The 20,739-nt window shown below is 43.8% G+C and carries 20 protein-coding genes and 1 tRNA gene; 9 read left to right on the top strand and 12 right to left on the bottom strand.

The window, feature by feature from the left end:
* Positions 1-506 precede the first annotated feature (506 nt).
* On the top strand, positions 507-821 hold the full coding sequence (locus HMPREF2955_RS08170) for a hypothetical protein (protein ID WP_070722536.1): 315 nt from the start codon (positions 507-509) through the stop codon (positions 819-821).
* Between the two features lie 28 nt (positions 822-849).
* Here the strand turns inward: HMPREF2955_RS08170 and HMPREF2955_RS08165 are convergent.
* A tRNA-Met gene (locus tag HMPREF2955_RS08165) sits at positions 850-922 on the bottom strand.
* Positions 923-1,147: 225 nt separating this feature from the next.
* Positions 1,148-1,975, bottom strand: coding sequence for an LPS export ABC transporter ATP-binding protein (gene lptB / locus HMPREF2955_RS08160; protein ID WP_210401293.1), 828 nt, complete (start codon positions 1,973-1,975; stop codon positions 1,148-1,150).
* Positions 1,976-2,235: 260 nt separating this feature from the next.
* Between lptB and HMPREF2955_RS08155 the strand changes: the two genes are divergently transcribed.
* Both HMPREF2955_RS08155 and HMPREF2955_RS08150 read left to right on the top strand, forming a co-directional pair.
* Complete coding sequence (locus HMPREF2955_RS08155) at positions 2,236-2,982, top strand: MlaE family ABC transporter permease (RefSeq protein ID WP_009231926.1); 747 nt, start codon at positions 2,236-2,238, stop codon at positions 2,980-2,982.
* 152 nt (positions 2,983-3,134) lie between these two features.
* A complete protein-coding gene (locus HMPREF2955_RS08150) occupies positions 3,135-3,920 on the top strand; it encodes an ABC transporter ATP-binding protein (RefSeq protein ID WP_070722534.1) in 786 nt (261 codons plus the stop codon).
* A 133-nt stretch (positions 3,921-4,053) separates the two neighbouring features.
* Here HMPREF2955_RS08150 and HMPREF2955_RS08145 read toward each other — a convergent pair whose 3' ends face one another.
* A complete protein-coding gene (locus HMPREF2955_RS08145) occupies positions 4,054-4,440 on the bottom strand; it encodes a hypothetical protein (protein WP_070722532.1) in 387 nt (128 codons plus the stop codon).
* A gap of 292 nt (positions 4,441-4,732) precedes the next feature.
* Positions 4,733-5,020, bottom strand: coding sequence for a transposase (locus tag HMPREF2955_RS08140; protein ID WP_083317671.1), 288 nt, complete (start codon positions 5,018-5,020; stop codon positions 4,733-4,735).
* 299 nt (positions 5,021-5,319) lie between these two features.
* On the opposite strand from HMPREF2955_RS08140, the gene HMPREF2955_RS08135 reads away from it, so the two are divergent.
* The 6 genes from HMPREF2955_RS08135 (at position 5,320) to HMPREF2955_RS08110 (ending at position 12,640) form a co-directional block, all read left to right on the top strand.
* Positions 5,320-6,783, top strand: coding sequence for a hypothetical protein (locus HMPREF2955_RS08135; RefSeq protein WP_070722529.1), 1,464 nt, complete (start codon positions 5,320-5,322; stop codon positions 6,781-6,783).
* Between the two features lie 292 nt (positions 6,784-7,075).
* Positions 7,076-7,276: a hypothetical protein gene (locus tag HMPREF2955_RS08130; protein WP_070722528.1), complete on the top strand. Its 201-nt coding sequence runs from the start codon at positions 7,076-7,078 to the stop codon at positions 7,274-7,276.
* A gap of 133 nt (positions 7,277-7,409) precedes the next feature.
* Positions 7,410-8,102: a GLPGLI family protein gene (locus tag HMPREF2955_RS08125; protein ID WP_070722526.1), complete on the top strand. Its 693-nt coding sequence runs from the start codon at positions 7,410-7,412 to the stop codon at positions 8,100-8,102.
* A gap of 3 nt (positions 8,103-8,105) precedes the next feature.
* Complete coding sequence (locus tag HMPREF2955_RS08120) at positions 8,106-10,703, top strand: peptidase associated/transthyretin-like domain-containing protein (protein ID WP_070722524.1); 2,598 nt, start codon at positions 8,106-8,108, stop codon at positions 10,701-10,703.
* Positions 10,704-11,247: 544 nt separating this feature from the next.
* Positions 11,248-11,877: a hypothetical protein gene (locus tag HMPREF2955_RS08115; protein ID WP_070722522.1), complete on the top strand. Its 630-nt coding sequence runs from the start codon at positions 11,248-11,250 to the stop codon at positions 11,875-11,877.
* 49 nt (positions 11,878-11,926) lie between these two features.
* Positions 11,927-12,640 carry a hypothetical protein gene (locus HMPREF2955_RS08110; protein WP_210401292.1) on the top strand — a complete coding sequence of 238 codons (714 nt, stop codon included), beginning with the start codon at positions 11,927-11,929 and terminating at the stop codon, positions 12,638-12,640.
* Positions 12,641-13,138: 498 nt separating this feature from the next.
* On the opposite strand, the gene HMPREF2955_RS08105 is transcribed toward HMPREF2955_RS08110, so the two are convergent.
* The 8 genes from HMPREF2955_RS08105 to HMPREF2955_RS08075 all read right to left on the bottom strand — a co-directional run bounded on the left by HMPREF2955_RS08105 (position 13,139) and on the right by HMPREF2955_RS08075 (position 20,069).
* Entirely contained in the window at positions 13,139-13,882 is a 744-nt protein-coding gene (locus tag HMPREF2955_RS08105; protein ID WP_246830101.1) for a PepSY-associated TM helix domain-containing protein, read from the bottom strand.
* A gap of 386 nt (positions 13,883-14,268) precedes the next feature.
* Positions 14,269-15,582, bottom strand: coding sequence for a ribosome biogenesis GTPase Der (gene der, locus HMPREF2955_RS08100; protein WP_009231931.1), 1,314 nt, complete (start codon positions 15,580-15,582; stop codon positions 14,269-14,271).
* Positions 15,583-15,647: 65 nt separating this feature from the next.
* Positions 15,648-16,529, bottom strand: a complete 882-nt coding sequence (era, locus tag HMPREF2955_RS08095) for a GTPase Era (RefSeq protein WP_009231932.1) — start codon at positions 16,527-16,529, stop codon at positions 15,648-15,650.
* A gap of 123 nt (positions 16,530-16,652) precedes the next feature.
* A complete protein-coding gene (locus tag HMPREF2955_RS08090; protein ID WP_070722516.1) occupies positions 16,653-17,675 on the bottom strand; it encodes a beta-ketoacyl-ACP synthase III in 1,023 nt (340 codons plus the stop codon).
* Positions 17,675-17,863 carry a 50S ribosomal protein L32 gene (gene rpmF, locus HMPREF2955_RS15150; RefSeq protein WP_009231934.1) on the bottom strand — a complete coding sequence of 63 codons (189 nt, stop codon included), beginning with the start codon at positions 17,861-17,863 and terminating at the stop codon, positions 17,675-17,677. The genes HMPREF2955_RS08090 and rpmF overlap by 1 nt, the downstream gene beginning before the upstream one ends.
* A gap of 13 nt (positions 17,864-17,876) precedes the next feature.
* On the bottom strand, positions 17,877-18,404 hold the full coding sequence (locus HMPREF2955_RS08085; protein WP_019188869.1) for a YceD family protein: 528 nt from the start codon (positions 18,402-18,404) through the stop codon (positions 17,877-17,879).
* 286 nt (positions 18,405-18,690) lie between these two features.
* Positions 18,691-19,335, bottom strand: coding sequence for a hypothetical protein (locus HMPREF2955_RS08080; RefSeq protein ID WP_139145517.1), 645 nt, complete (start codon positions 19,333-19,335; stop codon positions 18,691-18,693).
* An 89-nt stretch (positions 19,336-19,424) separates the two neighbouring features.
* A complete protein-coding gene (locus HMPREF2955_RS08075; protein ID WP_139145516.1) occupies positions 19,425-20,069 on the bottom strand; it encodes a hypothetical protein in 645 nt (214 codons plus the stop codon).
* Positions 20,070-20,739 lie beyond the last annotated feature (670 nt).

Below are 20,739 nucleotides of genomic sequence, written 5' to 3'. Positions count from 1 at the left end.
CGCAAGGTAAAATGGTGCTAAACGCAGTGCAAAAAGGTACTAAACGCAAGACGAAAAGAATAAATATACGTCGCAATTGTATAAACAAAACCTTTTAGAGCCATGAAAAACCTGGGTGAAAAGGGCAAAATAGTCGTTAAAAAGTGGGGTTTTAGGGGCTAAAAGCAGAAAAATGGGCTTGAAAAATCACCAGCCCTCAACCAAACTAGAAAGGCAAAATGGTGCAAAATACAGGTTCTGGGCGTAAAAATTGACAATGCCAAAGGTGCGAAAGGGTATAAAAAGCGGTTTTTTACCAACTTTTCAGCCTAGATTTTCGCTAGAACGGAGCGAAAGTTAGAGCAATATTGTAAAATTAAAATAACAATTTAAGTTTTTGAGTTGATGAAACTGTGAGCTTGTTAGGTTATGAGGTTGTGAGTTATCAAAGTGATGAACTGATGAACTGATGAATATCTGAAACCCTAAGCACCCAAGTTGACGAGCCGACAAGACAAAAACTTTGCATGTTTACGAAAAAGATACTGGCGAGCAAGCTGCCCAACGAGCCAACCTCCGTCAAGTTTCCACAGAGCCTAAAAGGAATCATCAAGCAGACGAACCCAAATCGATTGTTAGAGCTTTTGGAAATAAAGTGTAACGAAACGACTTCCGTAATCGACAGGGACACTAATGGAGAACTAACCATTTGCAAGCATACCGTGCTTTTCCTGCAAAAAGAAACAAGTTTCTTAATAACCAATTGGGTTAAACAAACATCCGCCCAAACGGAACGACTTACCAACAACAGCAGCCCAACAACAAAAGAAAAAGAGGTGTAAGGAATTTCCTTACACCTCTTTAATATAGTTGCGGAGACACGACTCGAACATGTGACCTCCAGGTTATGAGCCTGGCGAGCTACCAACTGCTCCACTCCGCGATGTTTATCTTGCGCCTCATTTCTGATTTGCGAGTGCAAAGGTACACTTTTATCTGGAAACACACAAACTTTCTGCGAACTTTTTAGCGAAAAAGAATAAATTCGTTAACATAATAGCATCTTTCCTTGCTAAGCAACGACCATAAACGCGCGCAAAAGTAAGAATAGTGAGCATTGAGACAAAGCCCAACTTCCACCCACCTGCAACGCGCCGCGCCCCACACATCAATGTCCGCCCTCGCGTGCGCGACGTTCCTCGTCCAGCGTTTGGAAATCCTTTTTACGCAACACAAAGCTATTGCTCAGATACTTCTCGCGTACGATTTTATTCTCAGCCAACTCTTCGGGCGCGCCTTGGAATAGTATCCTACCCTCGAACAACAGGTAAGCCCTGTCTGTAATGGTAAGCGTTTCTTGCACATTATGGTCGGTTATAAGAATGCCGATGTTGCGATACTTCAACTGCCAAACGATATGCTGAATATCTTCAACGGCAATGGGGTCAACACCAGCGAAGGGTTCATCAAGCATAATAAACTTCGGGTCGATAGCCAAACACCGCGCAATCTCCGTACGCCGACGTTCTCCACCCGACAATTGGTCGCCCTTGTTCTTTCTCACCTTCCCCAAACGAAACTCGCGAATAAGGCTTTCAAGCTTATCTAGCTGATATTGGCGCGGTTTCCCCGTCAGCTCCAACACGGCCATGATGTTGTCTTCCACGCTTAATTTTCTAAACACACTGGCTTCTTGCGGCAGATAGCCAATGCCTGCACGCGCACGTTTGTACACGGGGAAGTCGGTAATCTCGGTGTTGTCGATAAAGATATGTCCGTCGTTAGGTATCACCAAGCCCGTAGTCATATAGAACGAGGTTGTTTTCCCTGCCCCGTTAGGCCCAAGCAACCCCACAATCTCCCCCTGGCGAACGTTGATAGAGACATCGTTCACCACCGTTCGCTTGCCATAACGTTTCACAAGTCCTTCGGCACGCAGTTCCATGTGGGTATCTTCGTGGTTCTGATCGTTGAGTTGAAAATCATTCATAGACATATCTTTTCCTTATAATCTGAAATTAAAACCTTGGTGCAAAGGTAGGCATAAAAGTGGTAACAAGAAATAAAAAGCGCGCACAAGATAGCTGTTTCTATCATAATTTGCGTACTTTTGCATAAGTTAGCGGCATTCGGCAACGAGAAAACAAGTTTTCGCGGCCGACAACATGCCAAACGACAAAAGAACTTAAACGTTGCCTGCCGATAAACGGAGAGTAATCGAAAGGCTTACACATTATATTATATATAGGATAAAAAATGTTGATACTCAACTATCTCAACACACTTGGGCAATACCTCATATTGATGGGCCGCTCTTTTTCGCGCCCCGAACGCATGCGGATGTTCTTTAAGCGCTACGTTAAGGAGATGTCACAGCTTGGCGTCGATTCGGTGGGCATTGTGCTGCTCATCTCTTTCTTCATCGGAGCAGTTATCTGCATACAGATGAAACTGAACATCCAAAGCCCCTGGATGCCCCGTTGGGTGTCGGGTTATACCACGCGCGAGATTATGTTGCTCGAATTTTCATCAAGCATCATGTGCCTTATCTTGGCCGGAAAAGTTGGTTCGAACATCGCCTCCGAACTTGGAACGATGCGCGTTACCCAGCAGATAGACGCACTCGACATCATGGGCGTCAACTCGGCCTCGTACCTGATATTGCCCAAGATACTAGGATTGGTAACCATCATGCCGTTTCTTGTGATATTCAGTTCGGCCATGGGCATCCTCGGAGCCTACGCCACGGCCTACATTGGGCACATCCTCACCCCCGACGATCTCACCCTTGGCATACAACATGCATTCAAACCCTGGTTCATGTGGATGAGTATCGTCAAGAGTTTGTTCTTCGCCTACATCATCGCCAGTGTGTCGTCGTACTTCGGCTACACGGTTGAAGGCGGTTCGGTAGAGGTAGGAAAGGCCAGCACAGATGCCGTTGTAAGCAGTTCGGTGCTCATTCTGTTCTCGGATGTGTTCCTTACACAAATGCTCAGCTAAACTTAGCCATGCTACACACCTGTAAACCACTATAAGGCGGAAACGTTTTTAGGTATCGTAAACGAGAGGGGAAAGCCTGCACCAATGGGCAACGGATGGCCACGAAACGGCGAAAAACAAACCCGAAGGCCAACCCTTAAAAAGCAAAAACAATGATTGAAGTAAAGAAACTGACCAAATCTTTCGAGGACAAGACCGTTCTCAAAGGTATAGATTGCGTATTCGAAACAGGCAAAACCAACCTTATCATCGGACAAAGCGGTTCGGGAAAGACCGTCTTGATGAAGAACATCGTTGGCTTGCTCGAACCCACTTCGGGCGAGATACTATACGATGGGCGCAACTTCGTTACGATGTCGAAACGCGAAAAGGTGCACATGCGCCGCGAGATGGGCATGATTTTCCAAAGTGCAGCCTTGTTCGACTCGCTTTCGGTACTCGAAAACGTGATGTTTCCCCTCGACATGTTCTCCACAATGAACTTGCGCGAACGAACAAAACGCGCGCAAGAGTGCCTTGAACGCGTAAACCTTACCGATGCACAAGACAAGTTCCCTGGCGAAATATCGGGCGGAATGCAAAAGCGCGTGGCCATAGCTAGGGCCATTGTGCTAAACCCCAAGTATTTGTTTTGCGACGAGCCGAACTCTGGACTCGACCCCAAAACTTCGCTCGTGATAGACGAATTGCTGTCGAGCATCACCAAGGAGTTTGGCATGACCACCATCATCAACACCCACGACATGAACTCGGTAATGGGCATTGGCGAAAACATCTGCTTTATCTACAAAGGTAAGAAAGAATGGCAGGGCACGAAAGATGACGTGATGAGTAGCAAAAACCAAAAGCTAAACGACCTAGTGTTTGCTTCCGACCTGTTCAGAAAGGTGAAAGAGGTGGAAGAACGCGAAGAGGCCAACGTTACCGCCAGCAAGTAATTGTTTTATTCCATGCAACAAGTGGGCTGCTTTCGCAAATCGAGCAGCATGCCACATGCCACAATGCGACAGGCTGTTTGCCATTACTTACGCCAACCCTCCACCATGCGCCAAAAGCCTAATCGGGGCAACATCAGCGCATATACCACACGCCCCGATGTAGCACCATAGGCACAACAACCTCTTCGCTAGTGCTGTCGCCATAGGCAAAAAGCAGGAAAACATTGGCCGAACGTTTGGCCGTATCGGCCACGGCGTTTACCACACGCACATCAAGAATACCACGCCGTTCGCTTTTTTGTTGTCCCACAAACATCTTAGCGTTGTCTATCAGCTGTCGGCGATAGCTTGGCGGAATGCTGTCGGGCCGATAAAACCCATCCACATAATGTTCGTATTTGCCTGCCAACAGCTGCATGTAATACTCTTTGGCCGCTTGTGCAGCAACCTCGCTAGGGTCTGGACCCATCGAACACCCCACAACCAGCAATGTCACGAAAAAGTAAAATAGTTTCTTCATCTGTTCGCTATCCTGTTAATTTATAGCGCAAAGATACGAATTATCTATTTAGAACAACGCCCTTTCAACGCTATTTTCCATTATCTAACAATGTTTTAGGAGAGCAACAAACGGTTGTTCGCTTTACAACACAAGTACAAAGTCCTAAACTCAGAGTTTACGGACAGCCTTGATATGCAACATTCAATGTTGCTTTGATAGCCAGAGCATTCCCCAACACGAAGGGCCGTGGTGTGACTGCCGTCCAAATCCTCGCTGGACATATCCAAGCAACACCTGTTACGCTCCAAAACTATGCCCACACCTTCTCCCATTCACCGTTCTTTGACCACTTGCGGAAATGCTCATACACGGTTTTGTAAGGCTGTGCTGTCCCGATGAAGATAAATGAAACAGGTATCATGTGCCTTTGGCAGCCAGTCTTCAGCTTATAGAGAATGCCCTGAATGACCTCTACGAGGTGTACTTTTCGTAACGAAACCACGTTTTGCCACAGATAAGAGGGGGTAAAATTTCGAATTTTATTGTATCTTTGTCCAGTACTTCGTACATGAGAGGAGTGTTTATCTTGGTTTAACATCACAAAGACAATAAACTTCTCTCAATTTAGAGATTAAAAGTCAAGACGACTTCAATAAGAAAGAGTGAAAAGTCACGATAGCTTTAGTGACATGAGTAGTAAATTCTTACACATGCAGATTCACTATATAAAATCCCATCTGCTTTCAGTTCACCAGAGCCTTGTTTTGGATTAATACAGTATGCAATAAATACGATTAAATACACTTCATTACTCCATATGCCAGAAGAATGTTAGATATGATGTTGAAGTTTTTGGTATTTGAGAAGAATTGATTATTTTTGCAAAAAACATGCCACATGAATTGTAAACTTTATGTTTCTATTATATTGCATTTTATGTTGCTCATTGCAGGTTGCGGTGAAAATCATAATAATGAAGTTAAATTAGCGAATAAATTGATACTGGCCAATCTTGCCAAATCCTTAGATTTTCCCAGTCATATACATCGCGAGGACATAAATAAGAATTATAGTGCGGAATGCCCTTTCATTCAATCAATCGTTCTAGGTATGAAAGAACTTGATTCTGGTGATAAATTCTTGACAAAGGCGGTTTGCACATATTATAATGCAGGAACAGACGCGACCCTTTATGCTCTGAATAAATACTGTCTGGAAAAACATTGTTTGTTAAATGTTGATACCGAATCTGCAGTAGTCAATTTGCAAAATTTTTCCGATGTGGCAGATGGACTGACAGACAAATTTACTAAAAATCTCGCCTTGAGGATACTCTCCATTTTTATTATGCAAGCCTGTCAACAATGGTTTGTGGAAGTGACTAAGTTTGCTAAGGGACATAAAGAATTCCTAAGCGTTGTCCATAACAATAGTTTTTCTTTATTTCCTATTGTTATTAAGGATGTGATTACTTTTACTAAGCAGTGTAAAGTCTATATCCGGTCTTTACATTATCCCAGGCTGTCGAATAAATTTTGTTTGTACAAGCATATATTCTGGACATTAAACCTTACAGCTGTTTGTCTTAAAGCCGCTTTCCCGACATCTTGTAACAAACTGTTGAGCAATGCCCACACAGAGAACCGCGAGTATAAGTATTATACAACCAACATACCACATTGTAATGATGCAAAGGGGCTTAGCTATGCGAAGTCTTTTGATTCCGCAAGTTTCTTCTCCTATCCTCTTGGATGTAAAAGCGAACAACTATATTGTAATTTATTTTTGGATACAAAATACGAGAGTAAGGTTGTAAAAAGAGGTACGATTGTTTTAACATTGCTGATTGTTTTGATACTCATTTTCTTTGCTGCGTCCATAATTTTAGCCTTACATTGTTTCAAACTGCATAGTATCTGCGTAAAAATTAAGGTGAAGTTAGGGAAACAAAGTCAAGAGAGAAGATTGCTCAACGAGAAACTGTTTCAAAAAGAGCTGCAACTTTCAAACATGCGCAATTTTATTTTAAGTAGGATAGATACTGCCGAAAAAATTCAGAGATTGAGGAGCAATAAATCTGACAACGTTCGACTTAAGGATGAGGATTGGGAAGAAATAAGACTATTTATGGATGCTGTTGACAATAACTTCATTACTAGGTTACTGAATCGCTTTCCAAGTTTAGGTATTGAAGACCTACATTTTTTGATGCTTATCCGCCTTAAGATGTCAACAAAAGCATTGGCATTGATATATGGAATCAGCGAAAAATCAATTAAACAAAAACTTTTTATTAGTAAAATTAAAGTGGGAATTAACGGTGGCAAGGTCTCTTTACGGGAGTTTATTGAAGTTTTTTAGTTAAAGTCTCGATGGAATAGACCTGTTCTTTTCCTCTCCATTTAATAAGTGACTGCTAGAGAGGAACTTATTTAAACGTCCTAAAATACAAAAATAGACCTAACTTGTTTGCATGTTTGTTTTTAATATTCTAATTTTGCAATCGAAGTTAATTTTCACTTTGAGATACATAACTGGCATTCATCTCTTAGCCTCAATTAAAGTCAAAAAAGATAAGCAGACCACACTGTTATAAAGAGGTAAACACCGCAAAGCCTTAACGGTTTAATTATTAACATAAAATTTAAGTAAAATGAAGAAGTTAATTGCAACTTGTTGTCTCGTTTTCGGGTTTGCTACTGCTTCGTTTGCAGAAGTTCCTGCAGTTACACCAGAACTTAACAGCCCTAATGTCAGCAACGCTCAAAACAAAAGTGACAAGCCCGATGTCATTATCCTTGTTGTCGATGACAAAGGAGTCATTATTGACATTATTGTCATAAAGGTTCAGTAGGGACTTTTAAAAGTTATTGCCCTCTTCAAAAGCCATTTCAGTTTGTGGAGAGGGCAATTTCTTTATCTTCAAGAACAACATATCTTGAGGATAGTTTTCATATTATGTATGAACTGTAACAATTTAACCGAGTATGAGACTATTATTATTGCCATTCTTAATGTTTCTTTCTATGCTCACCTTTGCGCAGAGCATAGAGGTTAAGTACTTTGTATATTTAAAATCCAGAAAAGAAGTTGTCAACAAGATTAAACAAGCCAAAGAAAACCGAAGCTATCAAGGGCTTTTGAATGATTTGCAAGCAGAGAAACGAGATTCTTTCCGCCTGATTATAAAGGGAAGAATGTCGTCTTTTGAACAAATCGTTTCCGAGGGTGAGCTGTCTCAAAATGAAGGGCCGAGGATTATCATCGTAAACCCTTCTTACAGCGAGGAGAAAGTGTCTGTTTACAAGAGCCTTGTTGACATGAGGGCGACGGAATTGAAAGACTTGCTTGGACGAACCTATTCCATAATACATCTTTTGCCACACTATCAATGGAAAGTGAGTTCAAAGTCGAAAAAGATAATGGGGCTTGAAGCTTACAAAGCAACCATCGGCGACTCTATAACAGCATGGTTTTGTCCGTCAATCCCTGTGCAAGACGGCCCTGGCTTGTACTATGGACTCCCTGGGCTTATCCTCGACTTGGAAGACAAGCACGCAATCTATACATGTACAGCGATTAACACCAAGTCTTCACAGCCTGTGGCCAAGCCAAAGCGTGCGAAAGAAGTTACGAAGGACCAGTTTGAACAACTGAGAAAACGAGCATTTGCCAGATAAGCGATGAAGAAGAAAGGCCTGGTTTCCATATTGTTGATGCTGCTTGCTGCCTTACGGTGCTTGGCTAACGATGTCAAGCTAAGGGGGACCGTCGTAAGTTCGGCAGATGGCTCGCCCGTGCCATTTGCTAATGTGATGGTCTATGCTCTCCCAGATAGCGCGCTTTTGGGTTATGCCATTACATCTGATGAAGGCTCTTTCTTAGTGGAAGCAACTTCTTCATCAACAGAACTGCTCATAAAGGTATCGGGTATTGGTTTCAAGAGCAAGACCGCGCGAACCACGCGCGAAGAAACAAATGGTGTTTTAGTTAAGTTGGAGCCTAACAGCAAAATGCTCGAAACGATAGTCGTTACGGGGCGTGCTCCAGGAATCAAGGTGAGTGGAGACACCATCGACTATAACATCGGGAAATACACCACTGGAAACGAGAAAGTGCTTAAGGATATTCTGGCCAAGTTGCCTGGAATGGACGTTGATGAGAAAGGGCAAGTAACGGTTAATGGGGAAGCGGTTAAGAAAATTCTAATAGATGGGCAGGACTTTTTTGGCGATAAGAACGAGCAAATTACCAATAACCTGCCGGCCAAATTTGTGGATGGAATCCAGTTACAGAAGAATTACAGCGAGTTCTCCCTTCTTAGCGGATTTAACACCCACAAGGCAAATGCCCTGAATGTTAAGATAGACTCACTTCACCGAGGGCGCATCACGGGTAATGCCGAATTACAAGGAGGGTGGCCGAGAAACTATCGGGCCACAGTTAACGCATATTCGTTTGGGAGCAAAGCCATGATGGGCTTCAATGTAAAATACTTCAACACGGGTGAAGCGTTTATGACGCTCATTGACTATATTAAACTTTTGGGGAGCGTTAATGATTATGCCCGCTCGTTTGGCGGACAAAACCGAGTGATAGACACTGGTGCTGGCCTTCCATCGTTTCTGACGAACGATATCAATTCATATAAAAGGCGTAATGCGCTTCTCTCTTCAAACATTGCCTGGAACCCGAGCGAGCGACTGAAAGTAAACGCCTATTACCTATTTAATTTCGACCAAAGCTATGGTAAGTACGACAACCGGAGAACCTACATGGAAACAGGCCGAACAGAAACGTTTTCCGAAACATCAGCAGCAAGGCGAGGTTTCCATCATCTGGGCTTGAACCTTAAATGCATGCTGCCAGGCAATGCTGCCTTTGACAGCCGCACCACAATAACGGCCATGCCGCAGACAAGCAATAGGCACATAAGCAATTACAACTGTGAGAGCAAGCTGCATGAGTGGAATTTCAGTCAACGGATGTCTGTTGTAAAGAACTGGAACAACAAAGACCTATTGTCCGTCAGTGGGGAATTTGACTATCGCAATAGCCGCCGGCAACTGAATGTAGAGTCGGCCAACACGCTGTACGATTTAACGGTTTACGATGTTGCCCAAAAACAGAAGCAGACTTTAATAAATGCCTTTTTGTCCTCATCATGGGTGCATAGGCTATCTCGGGCATGGCAGATGAACATGGCGGGCGGGTGGAACCTCATCCGTAACATGGCATCAGCATCGGCATCCGTTGACACATTTGATGTTGCCAAACAATTCCTAACGACCAATGTGTACAATTACAGCATCTCTTTCTCAAAGAAGAGCGGATTGTTGCGACTGAATGGCGGGCTGACGTTGGCAAGCGTTAACAATCGCTTTGAAAACAACAGGCTGTTATTGTTGCCTGTTGCCAACATCGAACTGGCATTTAGTTCCACCAACTCCATTTCGCTCACTTACAGCAGTGGCTATGAAGCGGACAATGCCGTGTTCATGCGTGGCTTGATGATTGATGACTATCGGCAATACACCGCTTTCGAGGAGAAACACAACATCCTTCACAGAAAAGACAAGTTGCAATTGGGCGTGAACTATTTCGACATCCTTAACGACTTTACGTTCGTCGCGAGCCTTGGATGCTCATTTACAGACGAACCCTACATCTTTGACTATCACAATGACGGGCACGGAGTTAGGGCAAGCTTATTAAAGGCAGACCGTGACCGCTGCACGCAATATGCCTATTTCAACATCAAAAAGGGATTTCGCATACCATTGGTGCTGAACTTCAAATCTACAATATCCAACTCTCTGTACCAAAACAGTTATCAACACATTTTTAGCAACAATCGTTCTTCCACATTTGATGGCACTTTCGCTTTGGCTACCAAATTTAAGTCGTTGCTTAACATAGAGGTGGGCTATAAACTTAACTTGCAACAAAGCAAGATTGGCATTAGCAACAATCATATAAACTATGCCGAACATGTGTTGTACGTAAAGCCAATGGCAATCAGAAAGGAACGCTTCGAACTGAGTTTGCCACTATCATACACGCTTGACCATTCGGGCCAGAACGAATTTCGCAACTTCGACATGGGGCTGACAGCAATGTTCACGTTCAAAAGCTGGGCTTTGTCTATTGAGGGGAACAATATGCTTCACACCCGAGACTACCGCCGACTGCGAATAGCATCCAGAAACGATTATAACGAAGTTGTCACCGAAAACAGATTGCCAGGATATGTTATAGCCGGCATAAAGTTCTTTTTATAGCGGGTCTGGGGCGTATGGCCGTTTAGGGTGAACTCGGTTGCTCTCTTTGTCGGCTTTCTCACCTTTAATAGTTGACGAGATGACAAGTTGACGAATTGACAAGTTAACGAGTTGACAAGTTAACGAAGTCATCTTTACTTTTCTCTCTTTCTTATTCTCTTGAAAAGAATACTATGAATGCGATATAGTTCATGCCTTCCAGCAAGACAGCATCGTATCAAATCGATTAAGTACAAATGCGCATACACAGTTTTGCCGTGTAGGACTATCCCTCCGTAGATGGACGAAACAGGTATCATGTGCCTTTAGCAACCTGTCTTCAGCTTATAGAGAAGGCATTGAATGACTTCCACCAGGTCACTTTTTGAGACATACCCACGTTTTGCCACAGACAAATGCGGCAGAATTTCAGATTTTATTGTATCTTTGTCCAGTACTTCGTACATGAGAGAAGTGTTTATCTTGGTCTAGTAGCACAAAGATTGTAAACTCCTCTCAATTTATAAAACATTAAAAGTCAAGACTACTTCGACGACTTCTAGATATGAAACTGCTACTTGGATTTATATTTTCAGTTCTCATTTGCCTATGTCTTACCTCGTGTGCAGGCATATTCCGTACTACGTATTACATAACGGAGACGGATGGATGGAAGAAGTTGAAACCTTGTTCAGAAGGTGGTATAACTTACACTTATGATGTTACGCCAGACACGATTATGCTTAATGTGAGAGGGCCAGGTACTTCTGCAATTACCGTGGGGCCAATATTTTTCCCCTTTGCTTTCCCCACATGCCTTCAGTTTTGGGCAAAAGAAGAATCAAAGTTGATAGTGGCCGCAACGCTTTATATGAACCTGCCATGTACGATTTATCCACAAAGCATTCGCTTTACGGATAACGAGGGGCACATGATGACTCCCACGATGATAGAGTGTCTAGATATGGTTCACAAACAAGACATAACAAAGCTAGACTCTACTGCAATCGTGCAGGGCATAAAGACAAGCGGAGCGATAAGGCTGCGTTGGCATTTTAGGGGGAAACAGGCAAGGAAGAAGGAATTTTGCGTATTGATAGATACCCCAGCAATTAACGGAAAGGATGGCAAGCCATTGCTTATCTGGTTCAGACGCAAAACAGAGTATGAGTACATTCCGTTCTTTGGTCATTGATGCTTGATAAAAGTCGGTGGCTTTATATACTAAATGGATTAAGGTAAATATGAAAAGGATATATTTAATTTTTATCATGAGTTGTCTGTTTTCGAGCATTTCAAAAGCACAGACATTAATTGAACAGATCGAACGTGCTTACAGCGCGCTTGATTCCACTTCTTTCATTGATAATATCGTCTTGTCTTATTCTAAATCGTTAGAAAAAGAACATGAAGAAACATTCAAATCATTTGTGGATATATGTAGCTCGGGTGTTGACAGCTCAGATGTTGTCCAAAAGCAGCATATAGCCGACAGTATATACTTAAGATATTTCAAAGACGATAAAACTTGGAATGATCAAGAAGTTAAAAAATTTGCAAATGAAGTGAGAGCAGGAACGCCTCTCTACGTTTTGAATTTGAAACTAAAAGATAAACAGGCATTGCAAGTAGATACTAGCAGGCTGGCCTTTAATCTTTTTTATTTCGACAAAAGATGTAAAGGACGTTTATACGTATATTGTGATGATGGAGAATATAGTGGCTTAGATTCTCGTTATAGAACTTTTTCAAGACCTCTTGGAAGGAATGCACCAAAAGTTTTTAGGAAAATAATGCGTAAACGTCCGAAGTATCTGTTGTTCTGCCCAGAATTAGAAGGTATGAATACCATTTTATATGTAATCAACAATGAAGTGTTTCTTTACAGAATTGTTGAAATGGAGAAGTATAAATTAGACGACTATATGAAGAATAGGACAGCTATTAGGGATTCATGATGGCCAACTACAAGTTCATTCCTCATTTCGGTGCCATTAAGGATTGGCTGAAAAAGATATGTTTTACAAAATATCTATACCCGATTTTAACAAAACAGGTTAGAATAGAGAGTTTGAAAGATAACCACTAATGGCCTATTTTGATTTAAACATAACACTTCCCCACGAAGCTTAATTCTATAATATAGGTGTCCGCTAAAACTTTATAGCATGTGGAATGATATAAAAGTTTTAGCGGACAACTATAGAAATGAAAGCTGATACAGGATTAAAACACTTCCACCCGCTTGTACATTACGAAGGCAAAAGTAAGCATTTGAAAGGCAATGCGCACAAAAGACCACTACAATCCTTTTCTTTTCTGCCAGTAACTTGTTGCTTACTGGTCGCAGATCGGGAGATTTTGACATTCCCCATTAAACCCTTCACATCCGTTAGAGCTGGTGCTTTATAAGGATAATTCTATCAACAGAACGCCCATCCGTTGCATCACGCTTATCACTTAGTGCGCTTTGCTTGCCTTTTCTTCCACCACAAATAGTAGCCACTGATAGGCAGGAAACCGCCAACGAGTGCGGCAATCGCATAAAGAACCCGTGAAAACCAACCAACCCACTTGCCTGTGTGCAACGACTTGAAAAGCTTTTTACCACCAGGTTTCTTGCCGCTACCGTCTTTTTTTGTTTCGGGTGCCCCACCCTCTTGTCGCTGTGCGTGCTCCTTCACGCGGTCTGTATTATCGTGAGCAAAGGCATTTTGCTTTGTTGCAGCCTGCTTTCCATCCCCTTTTGGCATCTTCGTTTCCATCTTCTCGGCGTTCTGTCCGAAGAGTTTCGACATGCCTTGCCTGTACCAACCGAACGAAAACACAGGACCCGTAATGGCCATGAGGAACAGAAACACAAAGGCATAGATGCCTAAGGACACGTGCGTATCATACACAAATCGGCGAAAGCCTTTGTTAGTGCTCACCTTTAAACGGCTTTTCAGCATCTTTTTGCTCTTGGGCCACCAAACAACAACGCCCGTTAACAACACAAGCGCCATGCACATAGACGATACGGCCATAATTACTCGGCCAACCGAAAGTCCGCCGTGGGGATTGTTTGGCACCATAAAGAGCCAGCGATGCAACTGCTTAACGGCCTTATAGAAAGGTTCAACGCCCTGTTCCATGCCCAAAAGCGGGGAAATATCTTTTATCACCAGTAGCAGAAAGCCCGTGAAACATAGAATTGCCATAAACACTCCAAGGGGCAACGCTAGCCACTTGTGGATTTTCAAACAAATTTTTCTCATATACTAAATGGTCATTATTTATATTTGCGTGTATTTAAACACCTTCATAATAGACTAGAAACAGGCCCGAAAGTTTAATGGCAGACAGAAGTTTTCTGCCAACTAGCAGGGCTTGGTTGTTGATGAAACCTAGCTCGGAAAAAGCAAAACCGCATCGGGTTTGGCCTTTGCTGGGAGTTGGTTTCTGGTAATAAGCAAGTTATGTTGTTGGAATATAACGGAGTTTTATACAATGGTCTGCTGCCATGTGCGCGAGAAACAACGCCAAACGGCATGGCCAAAGCATAACACAAGTTGGGGATACAAGCCTAAGCCGTATCCCCAACACCTTATTTTTGTCTGATAAACACGTTAATTGGGCAGCCGTGCATGTTCCAATTTTCGCGTATCTTGTTTTCCAAAAAGCGGCGATAGTTCTCCTTTACGTACTGCGGCAGGTTGGCATAGAACACAAACGAGGGTATCTGCGTGTTGGGCAACTGCGTGCAATACTTAATTTTGATGTACTTGCCCTTGGTTGATGGGGGCGGATAAGCCTCGATAAGGGGGAGCATCACTTCGTTAAGCTTCGACGTTCCCACGCGTGCCTTACGGTTAAGATATACCTGTTTGGCCGTTTCAAGCACCTTAAAGATGCGTTGCTTGGTAAGCGCCGAGGCAAAGATGATGGGGAAATCTACAAAGGGAGCCATGCGTTCGCGAATGGCATTCTCGAAAGTCTTTATCACCTTTTGGTCTTTATCGGGCACCAAGTCCCACTTGTTAACCACCACAACCAGCGACTTTTGGTTTTTCTGAATAAGCTGGAAGATGTTCATGTCCTGCGATTCGATGCCGCGCGTGGCATCAATCATCAGAATACAAACGTCGCTATGCTCGATGGCACGTATCGAACGCATTACGCTATAAAACTCCAAATCTTCGGTTACCTTGTTTTTTCGGCGTATTCCGGCCGTATCTACAAGGTAGAAGTCGAAACCAAACTTATCGAAACGCGTATAAATACTGTCGCGTGTGGTACCTGCAATCTCGGTAACGATGTTGCGGTCTTCGCCTATAAAGGCGTTGACGATGCTGCTTTTGCCTGCATTAGGCCTACCCACCACAGCAAAACGAGGTATGCCATCTTCAACATTTTCGTTTTCGCCTGGTTTTAATTGCGCAATAACAGCATCGAGCAAGTCGCCCGTTCCACTACCTGTTGCCGCGCTAATGGGGAAAGGGTCGCCCAGCCCCAACGAGTAAAACGCAGGTGCCTCGTAAATCTGCTCGTTGTTGTCGGCCTTATTTACCACCAACACCACGGGCACCTTGGTACGCCTGAGTATCTGCGCCACATCCTCATCGAGGTCGGTTACGCCCGTGTTCACGTCTACCAAGAACAGCACCAAGTCGGCCTCTTCGGTAGCCACGAGCACCTGTCGGCGAATGGCATCTTCGAAGATGTCGTCCGAGTTGACCACCCATCCGCCCGTGTCTACAACCGAGAACTCGCGGCCAGCCCAGTCGCACTTGCCGTATTGGCGGTCGCGCGTGGTGCCAGCGGTATCGCTTACAATGGCGCTACGGGTTTTTGTAAGCCTATTAAATAAGGTGGACTTGCCCACATTGGGGCGTCCCACGATAGCTACTAAGTTTGCCATAAATGTAAATTCTTAATCGTCGAAAAAGCGCGTTAGCATGCCATGCGCGGCTTGTTTGCAACGTCTTATTCGGGGTTATAGCCAAAACTGTCGAGTTCTTTCTTCGAACTTCGCCAGTCTTTATCAACTTTCACGAAGGTTTCGAGGTACACCTCCTTGTCGAAAAACCTTTCCAACGTCTTTCGTGCCTCCGAAGAAACCTTCTTCAACGCCACGCCCTGATGCCCGATAACGATGCCTTTTTGACTTTCGCGCTCAACGTATATAACGGCGTTGATGTGTATTTTCTTTTCTGTTTCCTTAAATCTCTCGACCTTAACCTCCACCGAATAGGGTATTTCCTTATCATAGTAGAGCAGTATTTTCTCGCGAATTATCTCGCTGACGAAGAAACGCGCAGGCTTATCGGTAAGCTGATCTTTGTCGAAATAGGGCGGCGACTCGGGCAACAGCTCTTGTATTCGGCGCAGTAGGAGGTCGGTTCCGAACTTGTTTTTGGCCGAAATGGGCAATATCTCGGCCTTGGGCAGCAACGCGTGCCATCGTTCCACGATGTCGCCGAGAGTTTTTTGGTCGCTCTCGTCAATCTTATTGATGAGCAACAACACGGGAATTTTCATGCCCCGCACCTTCTCCAAGAAGTCGGCGTTCTTCTCCGGGTCTTCAACCACGTCGGTAACGTACAGCAACACGTCTGCATCGCTAAGTGCCGACACCGAGAAAGCCAGCATCGACTCTTGCAGCTTGTAGTTGGGTTTGAGCACACCGGGCGTATCCGAGAACACAATCTGCATCTCAGGGGTGTTAACAATGCCCATTATTCTGTGCCGCGTGGTTTGCGCCTTGAAGGTGGCTATGGAGATACGCTCGCCCACTAGCTGGTTCATCAGCGTGCTTTTGCCCACGTTAGGGTTACCAACGATGTTTACAAATCCTGCTTTGTGCATGTTTGTTGCTGTGATAAAGATGGTTGTATAGCTTGGATAAAGCTCAAAAAGACGCATCTTAAGAAATTAAGGATGCGTCTTCTTTGTTATTATTCAATTAAAGTCGGGGCAAATGCACCGTTTTTACTTTCCTTGTTCGGCCATTTCGGCACCATCGTAGGCCCACTTGTAGTAAGATGCGCCATGAACGAAACCTGCACCAAAGCCAGTAAAGATAAGGTTGTCGCCCTTCTTCAATTGTTTTTCAAAATCCCAAAGCACCAAGGGCATACATGCCGCACTGGTGTTTCCGTAGCGTTGGATGTTTACCAGCACCTGTTCGGGCTGCACACCGATACGTTTACCCACCGCCTCAATAATACGAAGGTTGGCCTGATGCGGCACAACGTAGTTAATATCGTTGGGCGTTAGGCCATTGCGCTCAATCAGCTTGGTGCAATCGTCGCCCATTGCCGAAACCGCATAGCGATAAACGGTGCGGCCTTCCTGATAAGTGAAGTGTAAGCGATGGTCTACGGTAAACTGCGAAGACGGACAAACCGAACCGCCGGCCTTTACGTGAAGGAAAGGCAAGCCCTTTCCGTCGGCCACGTGCAGCGAGTCTACCAAGCCCACATTTTCTTCCGTAGTTCCTTCCACCATCACAGCACCAGCCCCGTCGCCAAAGAGCGGACAGGTAGCGCGGTCCTTATAATCGGTGATGGCCGACATCTTATCGGCGCCGATAACGATGATGCGCTTATGGCGTCCGCTTTGTATCATGTTGCAAGCCACATCGAAAGCGTACATAAACCCGCAGCAGGCAGCCGAGAAGTCGAATGCGAAAGCATTTTTCAAGCCCAGCTTACCCAGCACGATAGATGCTGTGGAGGGGTGGATGTAGTCGGGAGTGGTGGTAGCAACGATAACTGCGTCGATGCTGTCGGGGTCAACGCCCGTCTTCTTCATCAGAAGTTTGGCGGCCTTACGGGCCAGATAAGAAGTACCGAGCCCTTCTTCCGTGAGGATGCGGCGCTCCTTGATACCAGTACGCGTAGTAATCCATTCGTCGTTGGTATCGACAATGCGCGACAGCTCCTCGTTGTTAAGGACATAGTCGGGCACGTAACCGGCGACGCCTGAGATTATCGCATTAATCTTATCCATTATTCAGCAACCTCTTCCTTAACGATAGCTACCTTACCTCTGTACTGTCCGCAAGTGGGGCAAACCGTATGATAAATGTAATAAGCGCCACAATTGGGGCATAGAGCCAGTGTGGGAGCTACGGCTTTATCGTGAGTTCTTCTTTTAAGTGTACGAGTCTTGGACTGTCTTCTTTTAGGATGTGCCATTTTGTCTTAATCTTTAATATTGTTTTTTTATTTCTTTCAGTTTCATCCAGCGCGGGTCAATCGCCTCTTCTTCATCCTCATCGCCACTTCGGTTGGCAGCATGTGCGTCCAGCACGTCTATCATGGCTGGGTTGCATTTGCCAGGAGCGTGCACATGCTTGATGGGTATGTTAAGTGCGATAAACTCGTAAACGAACCACGACAGGTCGATTACCCCAGGGTCTTCTTCCAGCGTAACCAGTTCGTCTTCTTCTGAATACTCTTCTCCAAACCTCACTATCAGCCGTTCTTTTGTGTTAACGGGCTGTTCCATGTCGTCAAGACAGAGGTCGCAAGGTATGCTGACCGAACCTTCCATATTGAAGTTCAGCTCAAAAAGGTCGCCGTTTCTTGTAGCTTGCAGCTCAACGTTCACCTTTCCTTTCCTAATTTCGGGGGCGTCGATGGCCTCAAAGAAACTATCGTCAAGCACGTATTCCAACAGGGTTTTGCCTTGTTTTAACGCCTTGACATCCAGCTTAAAGGTTTCTAAGTCACACATTTGGTGTGCAAAGTTACAAATATTTTCCGATAAGTTATAACGAAACTCAAAAAAGTTAGTGTAAGTTGGTTAGTTTTTGAGTTATGTGTTAATGGGCGGGCGAGGTTTTAAACCAACAAGCCTAGGGATATATAACATATTTTTCTCCGCACATCCCCCTTTTTTCAGCACAACCACCCTGCCCTACCAGCCGAAAGGTTCGCAAGCAAACCGTGCAGGACGAGCCTCATACAGTGTTTACTATTACCACAAAAAACAACTGATAAAGTATACGCTTTACTAACCATTACCCCTTATTCCCCCTTCTCATCTCTTTTATCTTTCTTTTATAGGCTTTCCAATCTTTCTTGTTCTCCCATAAATACCTTCGTAGCTTATTTCTGAAACTTGATGATGGTGGGAGGTTATGTGCAGGAATGAAGTCATAAAGAATGCGGCAGCTATCAGGCTCGTCGGCCTCGTCAGGACTTACCCAAATCTGTTGAAAGAGAAGCAAATGATTTTTATCGAGAACTTTAAAATATCTTTTCACAAGCGCTCCTCTAAGCATATAGTTCCAGTAGAGGTCAACTTCTATCGTGTCACCTTTCATCCGATAATAGCCACCAAACCCATTGAATCCATGCTTTGAATGTTGAATTTGAGTCATTAAATCAGTATTCGCCCGTCTTTGTTCCCGAACAGAATCATTGTTCTTAAAGTATATCTCACCAAATGTCGCATCCTTATAGAGTATAAAGGGTTCTAATGTGCTACCTGTCGTCCCTATGGCTTTTACATAATAGCCATCAATATTTACCTTTTCATCAATATGGGTGTTGATATCGGGATGAAATCTGCCTGCTTGCATTGATCTTTCCTTTGAATTTGGGAAAGGATACCAGCAAGAAGAGAATGACAAACAACCTATTATGTAGAATACTATTTTCATACAACCAAACATTTAATGTCGATTTTATATCCAAAAGAAAGATACGCCACAGGTATGAAAAGCTCGCCCTAATGACATTATCTCCAACATCAGTTACCACTTTTCATTGTCCTTTGCTGTTTCATTCTTTGCTTATAGGCTTTCCAGTCGGCCTTGTTCTCCCACATATACTTGTTCAACTTACAGCCAAAGCTTGTGGAGGGTGGCAAATTCTTAGCAGGGACAAATTCGTAAAGTACATCATAAGCGTCAGGTACGTCTTCTTTCTTTGATACAACCCACATTTCGCTAAAGAAAAGGAGGTGATTTTTATCGATTATCTTAAAGCGTTTTTTCGCCAACACTTTGCGGAGTTGATAACGATATACTTTATCAACTTCCAATGTGTCTCCTTTAATTTCATAATATCCACCTGCCCCACAAAATCCTTTTTCTGAACTTATAATTTCTTGCATCAAATCTGTATCTTGTTTTTTCTGCTCGTAAAGCGAGTCTCTATTTTTAAAAACGATATTGCCAAACGTTCCATCAGAATAAAGAATAAACGGCTCGAATGTTCCCACCCTCTTATGGGTCACGACGTAGTATCCATTAATGTTCACTTTTTTAGCAATTCCAGTGTTAATGTTAGGGCGAAAGCGACCCACCTGCATCGAACGCTCATAGGCATTAGGAAAGGGCGACCAACAGGCGTATAACACCAAAAGCCCAAAGAAAACCAATAAATTTCTCATACGCATATATTGAAGTAGTCTTGACTTTTAATTTTTCTATGAATAGAGAGGAGTTTATTATCTTTGGGATGCAAAACCAAGACAAACACCCTGCTCATGTACGAAGTACCCGACAAAGATACGATAAAATCCGAAATTATGCTCCACTTGCCTGTGGCAAAAAGTGGTTATACCTTGAAAACGAATGAACCCACAAACTCGTCAAAGCGGGGTGACGGAGTTAAACCCCAATCGGATCATTAGGCTGCCTATCAAATATTTTAGGTTGTTTCCATCGCTTTCCGGTCGTCTTTCGTCGGCTTATCGGCACCTTGACCACCTTATTCTCTTGTCGTTGTTCGCCACGCCTTCAATAATAAGACAGACAAGATGCTCAACAATACACAAAATCTGCACAGGCCCTAATGAACGATTTGGGTTAAAGGGTTAAGCCAAATGCCTTGTACGAAGTGGACGACAATCCTTGTCAACTCACAAACTCGTAAGCTCATAAACTCCTCCAACTCACAAATTCACCAACTCGCGGCCCAACTCGCTCGGCAACTTGTCAACTCGTCAACTCGACATGTTGTCAATTTTTCAGCACACATTTTAACATTATGAGTGCCCTTTTTATCCACCACGTGCTCACCTTGTCGCAAAAAATCGATTCTCGCAGAGGTTTGTTTTG

Origin of the sequence: Prevotella sp. HMSC073D09 (assembly GCF_001814145.1) — a bacterium.
Lineage (GTDB): Bacteria > Bacteroidota > Bacteroidia > Bacteroidales > Bacteroidaceae > Prevotella > Prevotella conceptionensis.
The sequence above is the reverse complement of the archived record's forward strand: the minus strand, read 5'-3'. Positions and strand labels throughout refer to the sequence as shown.